At 61.3% G+C, this 16,232-nt stretch carries 13 protein-coding genes and 2 tRNA genes; 8 read left to right on the top strand and 7 right to left on the bottom strand.

Going from position 1 to position 16,232, the window contains the following annotated elements; translation table 11 throughout:
- Window positions 1-110: 110 nt before the first annotated feature.
- Together tig and B6S01_RS00450 are read right to left on the bottom strand one after the other, a co-directional pair.
- Window positions 111-1,718 (bottom strand): trigger factor, encoded by a 1,608-nt coding sequence (gene tig, locus B6S01_RS00455; protein ID WP_037466664.1) that lies wholly within the window; start codon window positions 1,716-1,718, stop codon window positions 111-113.
- Between the two features lie 67 nt (window positions 1,719-1,785).
- Window positions 1,786-1,870, bottom strand: a tRNA-Leu gene (locus B6S01_RS00450).
- A 463-nt stretch (window positions 1,871-2,333) separates the two neighbouring features.
- Here B6S01_RS00450 and B6S01_RS00440 point away from each other — a divergent pair.
- Window positions 2,334-2,933, top strand: coding sequence for an RNA polymerase sigma factor (locus tag B6S01_RS00440; protein ID WP_037466662.1), 600 nt, complete (start codon window positions 2,334-2,336; stop codon window positions 2,931-2,933).
- Window positions 2,857-3,870 (top strand): FecR family protein, encoded by a 1,014-nt coding sequence (locus B6S01_RS00435; RefSeq protein WP_037466660.1) that lies wholly within the window; start codon window positions 2,857-2,859, stop codon window positions 3,868-3,870. The genes B6S01_RS00440 and B6S01_RS00435 overlap by 77 nt, the downstream gene beginning before the upstream one ends.
- Here B6S01_RS00435 and B6S01_RS00430 read toward each other — a convergent pair.
- Window positions 3,867-4,565, bottom strand: a complete 699-nt coding sequence (locus B6S01_RS00430; protein ID WP_037466867.1) for an NAD-dependent deacylase — start codon at window positions 4,563-4,565, stop codon at window positions 3,867-3,869. The genes B6S01_RS00435 and B6S01_RS00430 overlap by 4 nt on opposite strands.
- Before the next feature lie 159 nt (window positions 4,566-4,724).
- Here B6S01_RS00430 and dapB point away from each other — a divergent pair, with 159 nt between their 5' ends.
- From dapB to B6S01_RS00410, 4 genes are all read left to right on the top strand, one after another.
- Complete coding sequence (gene dapB, locus B6S01_RS00425) at window positions 4,725-5,489, top strand: 4-hydroxy-tetrahydrodipicolinate reductase (protein WP_037466658.1); 765 nt, start codon at window positions 4,725-4,727, stop codon at window positions 5,487-5,489.
- 7 nt (window positions 5,490-5,496) lie between these two features.
- Window positions 5,497-6,159: an endonuclease III gene (gene nth, locus B6S01_RS00420; RefSeq protein ID WP_037466657.1), complete on the top strand. Its 663-nt coding sequence runs from the start codon at window positions 5,497-5,499 to the stop codon at window positions 6,157-6,159.
- A gap of 106 nt (window positions 6,160-6,265) precedes the next feature.
- Entirely contained in the window at window positions 6,266-6,652 is a 387-nt protein-coding gene (locus tag B6S01_RS00415; protein WP_174525902.1) for a hypothetical protein, read from the top strand.
- Window positions 6,653-6,726: 74 nt separating this feature from the next.
- Window positions 6,727-6,803: transfer RNA gene (locus B6S01_RS00410), tRNA-Arg, on the top strand.
- Window positions 6,804-6,834: 31 nt separating this feature from the next.
- Here the strand turns inward: B6S01_RS00410 and B6S01_RS21975 are convergent.
- Complete coding sequence (locus B6S01_RS21975) at window positions 6,835-8,178, bottom strand: DUF4118 domain-containing protein (RefSeq protein ID WP_051908290.1); 1,344 nt, start codon at window positions 8,176-8,178, stop codon at window positions 6,835-6,837.
- 93 nt (window positions 8,179-8,271) lie between these two features.
- On the opposite strand from B6S01_RS21975, the gene B6S01_RS00400 reads away from it, so the two are divergent.
- Window positions 8,272-10,188: a potassium transporter Kup gene (locus B6S01_RS00400; protein WP_094182623.1), complete on the top strand. Its 1,917-nt coding sequence runs from the start codon at window positions 8,272-8,274 to the stop codon at window positions 10,186-10,188.
- Between the two features lie 136 nt (window positions 10,189-10,324).
- On the opposite strand, the gene B6S01_RS00395 is transcribed toward B6S01_RS00400, so the two are convergent.
- The 3 genes from B6S01_RS00395 to B6S01_RS00385 all read right to left on the bottom strand — a co-directional run bounded on the left by B6S01_RS00395 (window position 10,325) and on the right by B6S01_RS00385 (window position 15,485).
- Window positions 10,325-13,222, bottom strand: coding sequence for a M16 family metallopeptidase (locus B6S01_RS00395; RefSeq protein WP_037466656.1), 2,898 nt, complete (start codon window positions 13,220-13,222; stop codon window positions 10,325-10,327).
- 140 nt (window positions 13,223-13,362) lie between these two features.
- Window positions 13,363-14,739, bottom strand: a complete 1,377-nt coding sequence (locus B6S01_RS00390) for a DEAD/DEAH box helicase (protein ID WP_037466655.1) — start codon at window positions 14,737-14,739, stop codon at window positions 13,363-13,365.
- Window positions 14,740-15,014: 275 nt separating this feature from the next.
- Window positions 15,015-15,485 carry a pyridoxamine 5'-phosphate oxidase family protein gene (locus B6S01_RS00385; protein WP_037466653.1) on the bottom strand — a complete coding sequence of 157 codons (471 nt, stop codon included), beginning with the start codon at window positions 15,483-15,485 and terminating at the stop codon, window positions 15,015-15,017.
- A gap of 112 nt (window positions 15,486-15,597) precedes the next feature.
- Between B6S01_RS00385 and B6S01_RS00380 the strand changes: the two genes are divergently transcribed.
- Window positions 15,598-16,170: a NifU family protein gene (locus B6S01_RS00380; protein WP_037466651.1), complete on the top strand. Its 573-nt coding sequence runs from the start codon at window positions 15,598-15,600 to the stop codon at window positions 16,168-16,170.
- The last annotated feature ends 62 nt before the right edge of the window (window positions 16,171-16,232 follow it).

Here is a 16,232-nt window from a genome sequence, read left to right as displayed (position 1 = left end):
AAGCCATCGCATGCACGGCCGAGATTAATATTTTGCCCGTCCTTCACCAATGGAAAAGCGCCCGCGCTTCCATCGAAGCCGGGCGCTCGTCCGATCAGGCCATGACGACCTTACTCAGCCTTGGCTGCAGCCTTCTTGGCGGGCGCCTTCTTGGCCTTGGGCTTTGCCTCCGCATCTGCTTCGTCTGCCATAGCCTCATCCTTCTTGGCAGCGGCCTTCTTCGCCGGAGCCTTCTTGGCAGGCACATCATCAGCAACTTCAGCAGCTGCCGATTCCCCGGCGTCAGCCGCCTTCTTTTTGGGGGCAGCCTTCTTTGCCTTGGGCTTTTCGTCATGATCAGGATGGTCATGACCGCAGCTCGGACCGTGGACGTGCGGCTTCAGGTCGCCATCTTCCGCCTCGATCGCGGCTTCCAGCTCTTCACGGCTGACGGCGCGATCAGTGACTTCAGCCTTCTCAAACAGGAAGTCGACGACCTTATCCTCATAAAGCGGCGCGCGCAGTTGGGCGGCGGCCATCGGATCCTGACGGACATACTGCACGAAGCGCTCGCGGTCCTGCGGACTATACTGCTGCGCAGCCTGCATGATCAAACGGCTCATTTCCTGGTCGGAAACGCTGACGCCATTGGCCTGTCCGATCTCCGAAAGCAGCAAGCCAAGGCGGACGCGTCGCACGGCGATCGCGCGATAGTCTTCCTTCTCGGCTTCCATCTCTGCAAGCGCAGCCGCCGGATCTTCTTCATGACCGGCTTCGTGCTGGAGCTGCGCCCAGATCTGGTTGAATTCGGCTTCCACCATGCTCGGGGGAACGTCGAAATCATGCGAAGCGGCAAGCTGGTCGAGCAACTTGCGCTTCATATATGTACGCGTCAGGCCGTTATGCTCCTGCTCGATCTGGCCCTTAAGCAGTTCCTTGAGCTTATCGAGACCTTCCAGACCCAGCGATTTGGCGAAATCATCGTCCAGCTTGGGCTTGTCTGCGTTCAGGATCGCCTTGACCGTTACATCGAAGGTCGCGGCCTTGCCAGCGAGATGCGCGGCGCCATAATCTTCGGGGAAGGTGACTGTGATGGTCTTCTCTTCACCCTTCTTCACGCCGGTTAGTTGCTCTTCGAAACCAGGAATGAACTGGCCCGACCCGATCTTCAGCTTCACATCTTCGGCCGACCCGCCTTCGAACGCTTCACCGTCGATCTTGCCAACGAAGTCGATGGTCAGGGTATCGCCGTCCTTCGCCTTGTGGCTGGCGGCATGCTCTTCCAGCGCGCCCTGCTGGGTCGCAATCCGGCCCGCAGCTTCATCGACCTGCGACTCAGAAACCTCGGCGGTCAAGCGTTCCAGCTTAAGACCGTCGATGCTGGGCGCCTCGATCTCGGGCAGCACTTCCAACTCGATCTTGACCTGGGCGTCCTTGCCAAACTCGAAGCCCTCATCCAACTCGACCGAAGGCTGCATCGCAGGACGCAGCTTGTTGTCGGCGATCAGCTTCTGAACGCCTTCCTGGATAGAATTGTTGAGCGCGTCGCGTTGCAGTGATTCGCCGTGCATTTTCTTGACGAGGTTCGCCGGCACCTTGCCGGGACGGAAGCCCGGCATACGGACCTGCGGCGCGATCGTGGCCACTTCCTTTTCGACGCGGGCGTCGATGTCCTTCGACGTGATGGTCACGGTGTAGGCGCGCTTCAGGCCCTCGTTCAACGTCTCGACAGTCTGCATCTCTTCTCTCAAACGCTTTCTTCAGCTGAATTCAGGTGGCGCCTGACATGATCCGGGCCTGGCGCACTGGTGCGGGCGAAGGGACTCGAACCCCCACATCTTGCGATACCAGAACCTAAATCTGGCGCGTCTACCAGTTTCGCCACGCCCGCATCGGCCGCCGGTCGGCGCGGCATAGAGAAAAGCATTCGGGGAGGCAAGCAATTGTGGATAACTTCGCTGGAACCCACGCCCGGCCCCGCGCGTAACCCTGACAAAGGAGAGAAGCATGGCCACCCAGCCCGATCCGGAACCCATCGGCATTCCGCCCCCCGACACGATACAGCCGCAATCGCCGCCGGAGTCCCCGCCCCCGAGCACACCAGACGAAACTCCAGCGGGAGAACCTCCCGGATTTGTGCCCATAACGCCGGATTATGACCAGCCGGACCGATCGATTCCCGAATTGCCGCCTGATTGACGCAAGCGATCCGTAGTTTTTGCCAACGGAGAAAGTTTTTTTCGTTCATTGATCGATGTTGCCAGCGCTGTGCTGGACAGGCCCCTGCAAGCATGATTGAACTATGACAAATAAAAGAAAGCGGGAGAGGCGCGGCTGACATCAAGGGGGTCATCGTGCATCAGGTTCGCGCCAAACTGGATTGGTTCAAGACAGTCATTTTACCGCAGGAAGCCGCACTTCGCGGGCGGCTTCGAAGGATACTTCCTTCTACCCATGAACTGGACGACATGGTCGCCGAGGTCATGGCGCGGGCCTATGCCACGGAAAACTGGGAAAATGTTACGACGGGTCGCGCCTATCTTTTCACGATCGCGCGAAATCTCGTGATTGACACCGCCCGGCGGAACAAGGTGGTCAGCTTCGAAACCATCGCCGATCTGGAATTGCTGCAGGGGGACAATAATGTCGAAGCACAGCTTCATGCCCGCGAAGCGCTTCGGCAGGTTGAAACCATCGTCGATTCGTTACCGACGCAGTGCCGCCGGGTCTTTATTCTGCGCCGAATCCATGAGAGATCGATGCTGGAAATAGCGGCAGAGATGTCCCTGTCCGTTTCAACAGTAGAAAAACATCTGGCCAAAGCCATCGCGATAGTTATGCGGGCCTGGGCGGAACGTGAGGAAACGGATTTCGAACGTGCAAGCGTCGGGGCCAGGATCAAACAGCAGGGACGGGATCGAGGCGGAAGCCGCGCGCCTGCTGGCCAGGCTTAATAGCGCCCCAACACCGCAAGACGAAGCCGAACTTTGCGCGTGGGTCGAGGCTGACCCGCGTCATGCCGTTGCCTTCGCTCGGGCCGAAGCTGCCTGGGAAGCCGCCGAGCGGCTGAAAAGCGCGGCGGCCGAGGTCAATCTTCCGCCGATGGCGAAAATCGTCAGTGAGGAACAGCAACGCCGCCTGTCGCGTAACATCCTGATAGCCGCAGGGGTCGCCATGCTCCTTTTCATTCTGGCGGCCATCGTAACAGTGCTGACGTTCAACGATGTCGATCGCTATGAGACGCGAATCGGAGAAATCCGTACCATTGCGCTTTCAGATGGATCACGCCTCCACCTCAACAGCGATAGCGCGGCGGAGGTGCGGTTCACCGACAATGGCCGAAAGGTCCGCCTGCTGAAAGGCGAAGCCGCGTTCGACGTAGCGCACGATCCTGAGCGCGCCTTTGAAGTCGAGGCTCGGTCCGCTGTGGTGCGCGCCGTTGGAACATCATTCAACCTGCGCCTTCGCCCCGCCCTGACCGAATTGACGGTGACACAGGGCGCTGTTACCGTAAGATGCGGCAATCGGCAACCGCAGCCTGTTGCTGCTGGCGACGGCGCCGTCCTCCAGCCTCGCAGCCTGGTGCTTACACATCTCGATCCCAAGGTGATCCGCCAACGCACGGCCTGGCGCCAGAAACTGGTTCAGTTGGAAGACGAGACGATTGAGCAGGCGACGGGGGAATTCAACCGCTATCGGGTCGCGCCCATCCTGATCGGAGACACGCGCGTATCATCCCTCCGCATTGGCGGAGAGTTCCACATCACCGACAGCGGCAAATTCCTGTCGGCGCTTCAGTCCCATCTGCCGATACGCGTGGTCGATGGCGAAGAAGGTTCGGTCATGCTGCTTTATCGCGACCTGTCGTCCCGGGCGGACAGCGCCAACTAAACCAGCAGTTCGCGCACCAGTTCGGGAACGAGACGACTTGCCGGGCCGATACGACTCTGCTCGAAATAGAGGCTTCCGGCAGAAGGCTCCAGGTTCAGTTCCAGGGTGCGCGCGCCCGCATGACGCGCGGTCTGAACAAATCCGGCAGCGGGGTAGACTGCGCCGGATGTACCGATTGACACGAACAGATCGGCACGCCGCAGAGCCTCGTCTATCGCTTCCATGTGATAGGGCATCTCTCCAAAGAAAACGATGTCAGGGCGAAGACTCGACTGGCCGCAGCGCCGGCATCGCACGCCTGGCGGCAGCGGATCGATCCATGGCGCCGCCATACCGCACGCCGCACATAGCGCCGAGCGCAATTCGCCATGCATGTGGATCAGGCGCTTGGTCCCCGCCCGCTCATGCAGGTCGTCAACATTCTGGGTCACGACCAACAGTTCGCCCGGCCATTGAGCATCAAGAGCCGCCAATGCCTGATGCGCCGGATTGGGCGCAACATCCCGCAGCTTCGCCCGCCGCTCGTCATAAAAACGATGCACCAGGTCTGCGTTGCGCGCCAGCGCTTCGGGCGTGCAGACATCCTCGACATGATGGCCTTCCCACAGGCCATCTGGCCCCCGGAAGGTGGCCAGGCCGCTTTCGGCGGAAATACCCGCACCCGTGAGGATCACGATATTCTCGATCTCGTCCATCTGCTTTCCATATCTCCCAGCGTTCGCGCGCGCCATGATTTCCGATGCACGCGGCTCCTTTCCCAGCGCAATCCGACCACGCCCAAACTGCAGCTTCCAGATGACAAGTACGCAACGTTCTGGCATCCGACGGCCAAGCATCTGGGGACCAGCGACATCATGACGAAGATCGGACTATTCGGGGCAGCGGGCCGCATGGGACGCGCAATCGCTCAGGTCGCGACCGAAGCCGGGCTAAGCATCAGCGGCGGCACGGACCGTGCAGGCAGCGGCGACATTCTGCCCGGCTTGGCCATCAGCGCCGATCCGCTGGCGCTCGCCGCGCAGAGCGACGTGCTGATCGATTTTTCCGCGCCCAGCGCCCTCTCCGCCCATTTGGATGCATGCGTTGCCGCGAAAAAGCCAATCCTGATCGGTACGACCGGGCTTGAACCGGCTCATCATGCCCTGATCGACGCAGCCGCCAGCGTGATCCCCGTGTTGCAGACCGGCAATACATCTCTGGGCGTCAACCTGCTGGCAGCGCTGGTGGAGCAGGCGGCATCCCGGCTGGGTGATGACTGGGACATCGAAATCCTCGAAATGCATCATCGGCACAAAGTTGATGCCCCCTCCGGTACTGCCCTATTATTGGGCGAGGCAGCCGCACACGGGAGAAACATTAGCCTCGCCACCCAAAGCGACCGCGGCCGCGATGGCATCACGGGCGCAAGGCAACCGGGCGTGATCGGCTTCGCCGCGCTGCGGGGTGGATCGGTGGCGGGCGACCATCAGGTCATCTTCGCCGCCGATGGGGAACGGATCGAACTCGGCCACCGCGCCGAAAGCCGCGCCATCTTCGCCCGTGGCGCAGTGAAGGGAGCCTCCTGGCTCTTGAACCAACCAGTCGGCCGATATGATATGAAAGCGGTACTGGGCCTCTGATCAGGCGATGAAAAAAGACCAGGTCTTCGACTTCTTCAGCCGTCTGGCCGAAGCGAATCCGGCCCCCCGCACGGAACTGGAATATGGTAACGACTATCAGTTGCTGGTGGCGGTCGTGCTGTCCGCCCAGGCGACGGACGTCGGCGTTAACAAGGCGACGCGTGCGCTGTTCCGCGAAGTGGAAACCCCCGCGCAGATGATGGAATTGGGCGAAGATGGCCTGAAGGCGCATATCAAGACCATCGGCCTGTTCAATGCCAAGGCAAAGAATGTCATCGCGCTCTCAGGGATTTTGGTGCGAGACTACGCAGGTCAGGTGCCGCAGGATCGCGACATATTAACGACACTGCCAGGCGTGGGACGAAAGACCGCGAATGTGGTGATGAACACCGCATTTGGACACGAGACATTCGCGGTCGATACACATATCTTCCGCGTCGGCAATCGAACCGGCCTGGCTCCAGGCAAGACGCCGCTTGCGGTCGAACAAAAGTTGGAGAAGCGCGTCCCCGGCCCCTTTCGCCGGGATGCCCATCATTGGCTGATCCTCCACGGGCGCTATGTGTGCAAGGCGCGGCGACCCGAATGCTGGCGCTGCATCGTCGCCGACCTGTGCCGTTACAAGCCGAAAACGCCCGCTTCTAAAGCCACCACCGCCGCCGTCGGCTGACGACGCGCCATTATCGCGCGGTTCAGGCGAGCCATGCTATTGGCGGATACGGAACGCCCCATTTGGTGGCGTGTATTCCGTGACGACAATGAGGAGAGGCAAGCCAATGTCCGTCCCTGTTCATCCAGCCCTTCGCTTGGGCTTAGCCTTAACGCTTTTGTCGCTGGTCGCGCCCGCCACTGCGAAACCGCGAACCGACAATCTTGTCCCTTCCGGAAAGCCAGTCGATTGCGTTCAGATCAACTCGATCCGCCAGACCAATGTTCGTGATGATCGGACCATCGACTTCATCCTGAATGGCAACAAGGTTTATCGGAACATATTGCCAAACAGCTGTCCCAGCTTGGGGTTCGAACGGCGCTTCATGTACCAGACCAGCCTGGCTCAGCTTTGCTCGGTAGACATTGTAACGGTGCTGTACAATTCGCCCAACTTAATGCGCGGCGCGAGCTGCGGATTGGGCAAGTTTCAACCGATGGCAAAGAGCAAATAGATTGGCGTGTCGATATTTTGGTGCTGGCGTCAGCAGTTGCGCTTTGCTAAGCGGCGCTTCGCACCAAGCGACACGCACCCATAGCTCAGCTGGATAGAGCGTTGCCCTCCGAAGGCAAAGGCCAGAGGTTCGAATCCTCTTGGGTGCACCACATTCCTTAAAGCATGTAAACGCGTCGTCGCTCATTGAAGAGCGAGGCGGTAACCCACGGCGGGTTCGTTGATGATCAACGCGGGCCGGGCGGGGTCTTGTTCCAGCTTCTGGCGCAGGTTTCGCACTGCGACGCGCAAATAGTCGATATTGTCCTGCTGAGCCGGCCCCCAGACCGAACGCAGGAGGTGAGCGTGAGTGAGCACGCGGCCCGAATGTTTGGCGAGTTCAGCGAGAACCGCATATTCCTTGGGAGTGAGGTGCACGTCCTTACCGTCGCGCCGGACGATGCGGCGGTGAAGATCGATGGCAAGGGGGCCAATGTTCAGGGGCTCCTGATCGTCACCGGGGCTAAGATCGACCAGAGCATCTATGTAACGACCGAGTTGGGCAGTCTCGGCAGCCACGGTCGTTGCGAGCGACTTGTCGCCGCCTTCGGACCGCCGCAGCGTGCGCGCGGCGGCGGCGATGGCGTTAAGGCGCGGCTTTACGTCTTCGCCGATCGACGTGAGCAGCGCTGAACGCAAACGGTCGCGCTCGCGCAGTGCGGCGACCTCGCGCGCCTCGCCCTCCAACCGGGCACGCTCTAGCGCAAGTGCGATCTGGTCGAGCAGATTACCTAGCAATTGGCGCTGGTTCCCCGCAACCGGCGGCAGGCCGTCTTCGCGGGCTAGACCCACAGCGGCGAGGACCGCGCGCTCCGAGTTGATTGGATGGAACTGCCAGTCGGCGAGATCAACCCGGCGAACGCCGCGCCCCGACGGCGCGCCAGTTTCGAGCGTCAACGCCGCAGCGGCAAGGTCGCTCGGCGGGAGCGCAACGCTGGTCGGGACGGACGCGATGATTTGCGGCTCACCATGTCCGATGACGAGTGCCGCTTGGCTTCTGAACAGGCGAGCCAGCTCGCGGACCGCGATCTCAGCGACAGCTGCCTCGCCGGAGCGGGATAGCAGGCGGCGCGCAAGGCCCGCGATCGTGGCGTTGCGCGCGGCATGAGCGTCGGCGCGCCGGCTCTGTTCCCGAAGGGAGGCGGCAAGGCGGCTGGTGACTACGGCGACCAGGAACAGTGCGGTAACCGTCACCACATCCGCCGGATTGTTAATGAAGAAGGTACGGTAGGGTACGGTAAAGTAGAAATTATAGGTGAGAGTCGAGATGGCGGCGGCTACAAGCGCAGGCCACAGCCCGCAGATGAGCGCAGCGACCAGCACCGGTGGAATATAGAGCAGAGCCACCGGCTCATTGCCCCAGCGTGACGCAATCAGCAAACCCGCGACCGTTGCGCCCGCAATCAGCAGCAACGTAGCGGCATAGCCCGCAATGCGCCTGGTCATCTCGTTGTGCCGGATGTCCCGGTCTGCCGCACTGGTTTTCATATGCATACAGATGCGCCTGCCATGCCTTTGCGTCGAGAGGCGCACGCCAAATCCACATGGAATCTTTATGCTGGTTCAGCCCAAATCCACAGCATGACAAAAGACCCTCATCCATCGCCTGCCGCCGTGGCGGCTTCCCCCTCTCACATCCCGAAGGACAGGCTACCCGTGCTCATGCTCGGCGCCGTGGGCGTCGTATTCGGCGACATCGGCACATCGCCGTTATACGCACTCAAGGAAAGCTTTATCGGTCCGCATCCGCTGGCGGTGGACCAACTGCATATCTTCGGTGTGCTGAGCCTCATCTTCTGGTCGCTGATGCTGATCGTTACCGTGAAATATGTGCTCGTTGCGATGCGTGCCGACAATCGAGGCGAGGGAGGGCCGTTTGCGCTGCTAGCGTTAGTGTCACGCCATCTCGGCGCGAGCCGATGGAGCGGGACTCTAATAGTCTTGGGCGTACTGGCGGCTTCCATGTTCTACGGAGATGCAATGCTGACACCGGCAATTTCGGTCCTGTCGGCGGTCGAGGGACTGACCGTGGTCGAAGCGAGTCTCCAGCCGCTGGTGCTGCCAATTGCAGTGGTCATCCTTGTGGCGCTTTTCCTGATTCAGTCACGCGGCACGGCGCGGGTGGGCGCGTTGTTCGGGCCGATCGTGCTGGTCTATCTCGCCACCCTGGCGGCGCTAGGCGTGGCCAACATCGCCGCGCACCCGGAAATCATTGGCATTCTCAACCCCTATCGGGCGTTCGAGTTCTTTCTTTACGACACCCGGCTGGCGTTCCTGGCCATGGGGTCGGTTTTCCTAGCGGTTACAGGCGCCGAGACGCTCTATGCCGATATGGGCCATTTCGGGCGCAAGGCGGTTGGACTGAGTTGGCTGACACTCGCCTATCCATGCCTGATGCTCAATTATATGGGACAGGGCGCGTTGCTGCTCGGTACGCCTGAAGCGGTCGAGAACCCGTTTTACCTGATGGCGCCCGAATGGGCACGGCTGCCGCTGGTGTTGATCGCCACGGCCGCCACGATTATCGCCAGCCAAGCGGTGATCTCCGGCGCATTCTCAGTGACTCATCAGGCGATCCAGTTAGGTTTTCTGCCGCGCCTGCGGACATTGCACACCAGTGAGAAGGCCGCAGGGCAGATTTACATCCCGTCGGTGAACTGGGGCCTGCTGGTCATGGTACTGGTGCTTGTGCTGGGCTTTGGAGAATCGACCCGTCTCGCATCGGCCTATGGCATATCGGTGATCGGCACGATGTTGATCACTACGCTGATGCTTGGCTTCCTGGTGTTCAAGGTCTGGCGCTGGAACCGCTGGCTGGCAACGGGAACGATCGGCCTGTTCATGCTGGTAGATGGAACTTACTTTGCCTCCAACATTACCAAAATTCCCGATGGCGGCTGGTTTCCTCTGGCGGTGGCGGCCGTGTTGTTCACCGTGCTGACCACCTGGTCGAAGGGCCGCCGCCTGATGCGCATGCGGTTGGAGGATGGCGGCATGCCGCTGCCGGTATTCATCAAGTCCGCCGCCGCGTCCGCGCACCGGGTCCGCAACACAGCCGTTTTCATGTCGGCTTCGCCCGAGGGCATTCCCCCGGCACTGCTCCACAATCTAAAGCACAACCAGGTACTGCACGAGCGGGTGCTGATCCTGACCGTGCTGATTGAGGAAGTGCCTTATGCCGATCCGGACAAGCGACTGGAGGCACATGACGCGGGGCTTGGCTTCTACCGCCTGATACTACATTATGGCTTCATGGAAGACGTCAATATCCCACGCGACCTCGCAGCGCTGAACTGCATCGGCGGACCGTTCGACATGATGACCGCCAGCTTTTTCCTGGGGCGGCAGAAGCTGGTCATTTCGGCGGACCAACCGGGAATGGCGGTGTGGCGCGAACGGCTATTCTCTTGGATGAACAAGAGTTCCGAGAGCGCGATGGAGTTTTTCAAGATCCCGACAAACCGCGTGGTCGAATTGGGTAGCCAAATTCAGATATAGGTGCGGCATGTGCATAGGGTCCGCGGAGAGCCCGCTTCCATTGCAGCGTCCCGCGAACTCGCGCCGCCTGCACAGGCCATGCCCCGTGCCGATGTCACGCCTAGCGCGCCCTTCCCAAGAATCAGGGAAGGACGCCTCAATGTGCCGCTACCCCCTCGGGCAGCACTACTGCCGACCAACTCTTGCCCGACGCCAGATATTTGGCGGCCAGGGCTTGAAGCTGGGCAGGCGTGACGTTCAGCATATCCTTGGCCATGGTCTGCATCGCCTGCACGTAGCGAGGATCCTGCGTCGCTCCTTCCATCTGGTTCATCCAGAAGGCGTTGCCCGTACTGGCGCGCATCAGGAGCTGACGCATCGGAGCGACGGCGCGTTGCAGTTCATCATCGCTCACCGGATTGTTGGCGAGGTCGGCGGCGGTGTCTTTGACCACGCCGTAGAAATATTTGACGCGATCGGGCCGGACCTGACTTGTAACAAGGATATAGCCACCATTCTCATATGAGAACGGCCAACTATTCTGCACGCTCGGCGAGTAGGCCGCGCCCTCTGTCGATCGCAGCTTGTCGAACAGCCGATCATTGAAAATCTGCGTCAATATCTCCAGCTGGCGCGCCTCCTGGGTAAGCGCCAAGCCGCCAGCAGTGGGCCAGGCCATCACCGCCGCCGCCTGCTCCTTATCGCCCTTGTGCCGAAGAATGACGGGGCTGGCGACGGGAGCCGGAAAGCGCATCCGCTTGTTAGCTGGGGGGACAGGAACGTCCGGGCGGGGAGGCATCGCCCCAAAGGTCGCGGCAACCGCCTGGATTGCTTCTTCCGCCTTCACCTGTCCAAATACCTGCACTTCAATCGGCCCTGAGGCGAGCAGAGGTTCCCATGTGGCACGGAACCCCTGGGGTGTCAGCGCCTCCACCTCGGCCCGCGAGGGCGTGCGGAACCGGACGTCCTTGTCACGCAACAACCAGTTTAGGTCGCGCGCCAGCACCGAGTCCGGTGAGCGCCCCATCGCGTCATAAGCGACGGCAGCGCCCGTCTTCACACGGGCGATTGGCGCGGGATCCCAGCCGGGCGCGGCGAGCTTAGCGGCAAATAGCTGAAGCTGATCCCTGTAGTCGGCGGGCCGCGTCACCGCCTGCAGTTCGAAGGCGTCGTCGTCGATCGAAAAATCCATGCCCATGCGGCGGCCATTGGTCAGATCATCCAGTTCCCTCTGACCCAGATCGCCGATACCGCTCGCCACCAAGGCATAGTTGGCGGCCCAACCAGGCGCGGGCTTGGTAGGCGAAAATGCCTGCTGGCCATGCCCGAAGCGGACGTTAATGCGGACCTTTTCCGTTTCCGCATCGTTGGCGAACAGCGTCAGCTTCACACCATTGGCAAAGGTTATGCTTTCCATACCAGGCAGCCCGGTCTGGGTGCGTAAAACAACCTTGCCCGGAGGACCAAGTTTGGGCAGATCCGCCATCGTGATCGCCTTGTCAGCCAACCGGGCATCGGTGGCGGCCCTGACCGGCGCAGCGACTGCGGCGGCCAATCTCGCCTCGGTGCCTGGCACTGACTTTCCCGTGATCAGAAATGCGCGGAACACACCTGCGGAAAAAAGGCGGCGGGTGGAATCGAGCATCTTCTGCGGCGTCATGGACGGCCGGCCCGAACGGAATATCTCCAGCGCCGCTTGAGGGCTAACCGTGGTTTCGCGAATATCGACCGCGCTCACCAGATCGCTCGCCTGCTTGGCCCCCGCTTCGGTATCCGCATTTTCGACCTGAATCGCGAGCGCCGTATCGAGCTGCGCATATTCGCGGTCGATTTCGGTCTGGCTGGGCGGGCTCGCCTTGGCGTCTTCAATGATGGCGCGGACGTCGCCCAGCGCTTTTTCCCAATTGTCCCCCGTGGGCATGATGGTAACGAAAGTACCGTCGGCTGAACGGCTGACATCCTGCTGATCGACGCTAGCCTGGAGAAAGCTGCCGCCGCGGCGTGCAGCCTGTTCCAACCGGCGGCTGATGATCTGCAGCGCCAGCATATCAGTCAGCTTGTCCTGATTATAGACGATCGTGTCAGCGCGCGGCTTCCACGGGCGCAGCCATGCCATGGTCAGGCCAGTGGGCGCGCCCGGTTCCACGGTTACGCGCGTGGCGGCAGCTTCGGGGTCCGGTTCCCCGAAATCAGGCAGCGGCGCTCCCTTCCCCGCCACCGACCAGGACGCAAAATTATCCTTTATGATCTGCTCGGCGACAGCTGGGTCGATGTCGCCCGCAATGGAGATCACCGTATTCTCTGGACGATACCAGCGCTGATGGAACGCCTCCATCCGCCCGGCGGTGGCGGCATTGAGCGTGGCGACCGTGCCAATGGGACTATGGTCCGCGAGCGGCTGTCCGGCGAAGAAATGGCGGCGGCTCGCATCCGAAATGCGCATTTGCGGCCCGTCGCCTTCGCGCCGTTCGGCCAGCACGACGGCCCGCTCGGCGGCGACCGCGCTATCGACGATGTTGGGATTGGCCATCATGCCGGCCAGGATCTTCATGCTCTCGCCAAGGCTCGCCTGCGTCGCCTGCGGCAGGTCGAGCGCATAGGTGGTGCCCGTGGGCGTGGTCTGGGCATTGCTGTCGCTGCCGAACGTCACGCCCAGACGCTGCCATATCCGCTTCGATTCGCCATCGGGAACATGGCGTGACCCGCGAAAGGTCAGATGTTCCATGAAATGCGCGTAGCCAAGCTCGTCGGGCCGCTCCATCAGAGAGCCCACATCCATGCGCAGACGGATGGAAACCTGCCCTGGCGGCACGCCGTTGCGGCGAACCGCGTAGCGCAAGCCGTTGGACAGCGTACCGAATCGCCATGCCGCGTCGATCGGCACATCGCTGTTTTCGTAAAGCCAGGGACGAACCTGCGCCCGCGTATCGCTCGCGGTGACGGCTGATTTGGTAGTGATCGGCTCCGTCCGCGCCGACAGCGGGAGCGGCGATCCCGAAAGAAGCAGTGCGAGGACGGTCAGCGAAACGGCAGGGCGCCGAAGGGAAAAGCTCATGGCGCGTTAGCCTAGAGCCAAAATTCTGAATGGCTACTGACAATGCGACGGCTTGGCGGAAGCGCGGGCCATGTCATGCCGATCGTCATGCCGAAAAGGATTCGGCATGACGATCTGCTTTTATCGGGCTTGCTCGATCCTTAGCGCCCGCCGACCTTCTGCACGGCGCCCTTATGCGCGCCGACACCGCCGCGACCACGCCGGAAGTTCTTCTTGGCGGGCTTGGCGTCTCCGTCGGGACGATGCGCCCGTTCCGCAGTGCCGCGCTGCTGCCGCTGATCGTCCTGATAGCGACGCTGACCATCGGCCCGTCTCGCCTTCTGCTCGGGCGTCTGTTCGCGGCCCTTGCGCTGCGGCGCTGCCTTCGGAAGGTTGCGGACTGCCTCCACAAAATTCTCCGGCAGCGGCACGATGTCGAGCTTGATCCGCGTGGTCCGCTCGATAGCTTTCAGATATGGCTTCTCGTCATCCGCCACGAAGCTGATCGCGACGCCCTCCGCCCCGGCGCGGGCAGTACGGCCGATGCGATGGACATATTGTTCGGGCACATTGGGCAGCTCGAAATTGATGACATGGCTGACACCCGACACGTCGATGCCGCGCGCGGCGATGTCGGTCGCCACCAGCAGCTTCACATGGCCGTGACGGAACGCCTGAAGCGCCGTGGTGCGCTGGGCCTGGCTCTTGTTGCCATGGATCGCGACGGACTGGATGCCGGCGCCTTCCAGGAAACGCACGACCCGATCGGCGCCATGCTTGGTGCGGGTGAAGATCAGGGCGCGATCGATCGGCTCATTCTTCACGGTGAGCGTGAGGAGCGCCTGCTTTTCCACCTGGTTGACGAAGGTCGCCTGCTGGCGGACGCGTTCAGCCGTGGTGGCTTGCGGCGCGACGCTGACCTTCACCGGATTATTGAGGAACTGCGCAGCCAGCGATTCGATCTCGCCCGGCATCGTGGCTGAAAAGAAAAGGTTCTGCCGTTCCCTGGGCAACAGCTTCGCGATGCGCTTGAGCGGATGGATGAAGCCCATGTCCATCATCTGGTCGGCCTCGTCGAGGACGAAGATTTCCGTATCCTTGATGGTGAAGGCGCGCTGGTCGATCAGGTCGAGCAGACGGCCCGGCGTCGCGACGACGATATCGACGCCGCGGCCCAGCGCCCGGATCTGGCGGTTGATGGGAACACCGCCGAAGACGACTTCGACGGAAAGCTTCATGAAGCGGCCATAGTCGCGGAAGCTCTGTGCGATCTGCGCCGCCAGCTCGCGGGTCGGCGACAGGACGAGCATGCGGCAGCCCTGGAGCGGGGTCTGCTTGGGATTGCGGGCGAAGTGATCCAGGCTGGGCAGCGCGAAGGCGGCTGTCTTGCCGGTCCCGGTCTGCGCGATGCCGCACAGGTCCTTGCCCTGTAGGAGGACAGGAATGGCCTGTGTCTGGATCGGGGTGGGGGATGCGTAATTCTTGGCGGCGAGCGCCTTTAGAATGGGCTCGGCGAGACCAAGGTCGGTGAAATGCATGAATGAACTCTCGAATTGAAAAGCACACGCGCCAATAGGTTGCATTTCGCAACCGGGCGCAAGGCGGGTTACGAAACGACCCGCGTGAAAAGGGAAGCCTCAAAGCTTGGCGCAGACTTTCATTGGCCGGCCCCGTTACCCCATATCAAGGGCCGGAACGATCACGCTGCCAATCGCTGATGGGCCATGAGGGCCGCCCGCTGCGCTGCGGGCCCTATGCGTTCATTTACGCAGAAAAGCAAGGGGGCCCGTATATTTAGGGGCCCCCGTGACAATCAGAGCGATATTTCCACATGCTTCGCGCGCATTTCATCGCGCACGTCGCCACCGAACATCTGTTTGAATACGCCGCCCAGCGACATGTCCGCACGCCAGATTTCAGCGTGGCCAAGGTTGAAGCGCAGCATCAGCAGATTGGGGTCCTGCCGCCCGCCAGGATACCAGGCGGCGACTTCATGGGACCAATAGCGGTCGATCACCGCCGGATCGGTTTCCTCCACCAACGTCCCGTCGATGCAGGCGAACAGATAATGGCCCTTGCCAACGAACTGAGCCATGGCAGGGCCACCCGCGGCCAGTCGGTTGTCCTTGGTAGTATAGAACCAGAAACAATGATTGGCCCCCGGATCCAGCTGAGCCGTCATGGGCAGCGTATGTTCATGCGACCCCTGCAAGCCGATCATGACGAAGGGGCTTTGCGACAATTCGGTCCAGAAGCGGTGGCGGATATCGGACTCGTTGCTCATCCTGCGTCTCCTGCTTTTACAGACATGGAGTCAATGGACGGCCAGTGGCGAAGTTCCGTTCATCGCGTCAGGAAAGCTTGATCTCAAGCAGTGTCCTCTCCACATAGCAGCCATGCTGATCGAGACAGAATCAACGCCCAATCCGGCAACCGTCAAATTCATCCCCGGCCGCGTGGTCATGGGCATGGGAACGCGCGACTTCGCAACGCCCGAAGAGGCTGAAGCATCACCCCTTGCCGCCGCACTGTTCGGGCTGGGGGACGTCACCGGCGTATTTTTCGGCGGAGACTTTATTTCGGTCACCATCGGCCCCGGCGCGCAGTGGAGCGATGCTAAGCCGGAGATATTGTCGATCCTGCTCGATCATTTTTCAGCCAACATGCCCTTGTTCACCCAAGGGTCGGCTTCCGACATAATGATCCCGCAGGAGGAAGAGTTCGCCGACGACCCGGAGGACGCGGAGATCGTCGCGCAGATCCGCGAGTTGATCGACACGCGGGTACGGCCCGCCGTCGCCAATGACGGCGGCGACATCGTCTATCGCGGGTTCGAACGCGGCACGGTGTTTCTGCGCATGCAGGGCGCCTGTTCGGGCTGCCCGTCATCCACGGCGACGCTGAAGAACGGCATCGAGCAACTGCTGAAACATTATGTCCCCGAAGTGACGGAAGTTCGCGCCGTTTGATGCGATGACGGCGGCATTTGGCGAATCGGGCCGGATCGATTAACCGCTTCCGGCAGGTCATC

The organism is Sphingobium herbicidovorans (genome assembly GCF_002080435.1).
Lineage (GTDB): Bacteria > Pseudomonadota > Alphaproteobacteria > Sphingomonadales > Sphingomonadaceae > Sphingobium > Sphingobium herbicidovorans.
The sequence above is the reverse complement of the archived record's forward strand: the minus strand, read 5'-3'. Positions and strand labels throughout refer to the sequence as shown.

Excerpts from the sequence above, each read along its gene's own strand:
- tig (WP_037466664.1), bottom strand. The coding sequence starts at position 1,718 with ATGCAGACTGTCGAGACGTTGAACGAGGGCCTGAAGCGCGCCTACACC.
- B6S01_RS00430 (WP_037466867.1), bottom strand. The coding sequence starts at position 4,565 with ATGGACGAGATCGAGAATATCGTGATCCTCACGGGTGCGGGTATTTCC.
- dapB (WP_037466658.1), top strand. The coding sequence starts at position 4,725 with ATGACGAAGATCGGACTATTCGGGGCAGCGGGCCGCATGGGACGCGCA.
- nth (WP_037466657.1), top strand. The coding sequence starts at position 5,497 with ATGAAAAAAGACCAGGTCTTCGACTTCTTCAGCCGTCTGGCCGAAGCG.
- B6S01_RS00415 (WP_174525902.1), top strand. The coding sequence starts at position 6,266 with ATGTCCGTCCCTGTTCATCCAGCCCTTCGCTTGGGCTTAGCCTTAACG.
- B6S01_RS21975 (WP_051908290.1), bottom strand. The coding sequence starts at position 8,178 with ATGAAAACCAGTGCGGCAGACCGGGACATCCGGCACAACGAGATGACC.
- B6S01_RS00400 (WP_094182623.1), top strand. The coding sequence starts at position 8,272 with ATGACAAAAGACCCTCATCCATCGCCTGCCGCCGTGGCGGCTTCCCCC.
- B6S01_RS00395 (WP_037466656.1), bottom strand. The coding sequence starts at position 13,222 with ATGAGCTTTTCCCTTCGGCGCCCTGCCGTTTCGCTGACCGTCCTCGCA.
- B6S01_RS00390 (WP_037466655.1), bottom strand. The coding sequence starts at position 14,739 with ATGCATTTCACCGACCTTGGTCTCGCCGAGCCCATTCTAAAGGCGCTC.
- B6S01_RS00385 (WP_037466653.1), bottom strand. The coding sequence starts at position 15,485 with ATGAGCAACGAGTCCGATATCCGCCACCGCTTCTGGACCGAATTGTCG.
- B6S01_RS00380 (WP_037466651.1), top strand. The coding sequence starts at position 15,598 with ATGCTGATCGAGACAGAATCAACGCCCAATCCGGCAACCGTCAAATTC.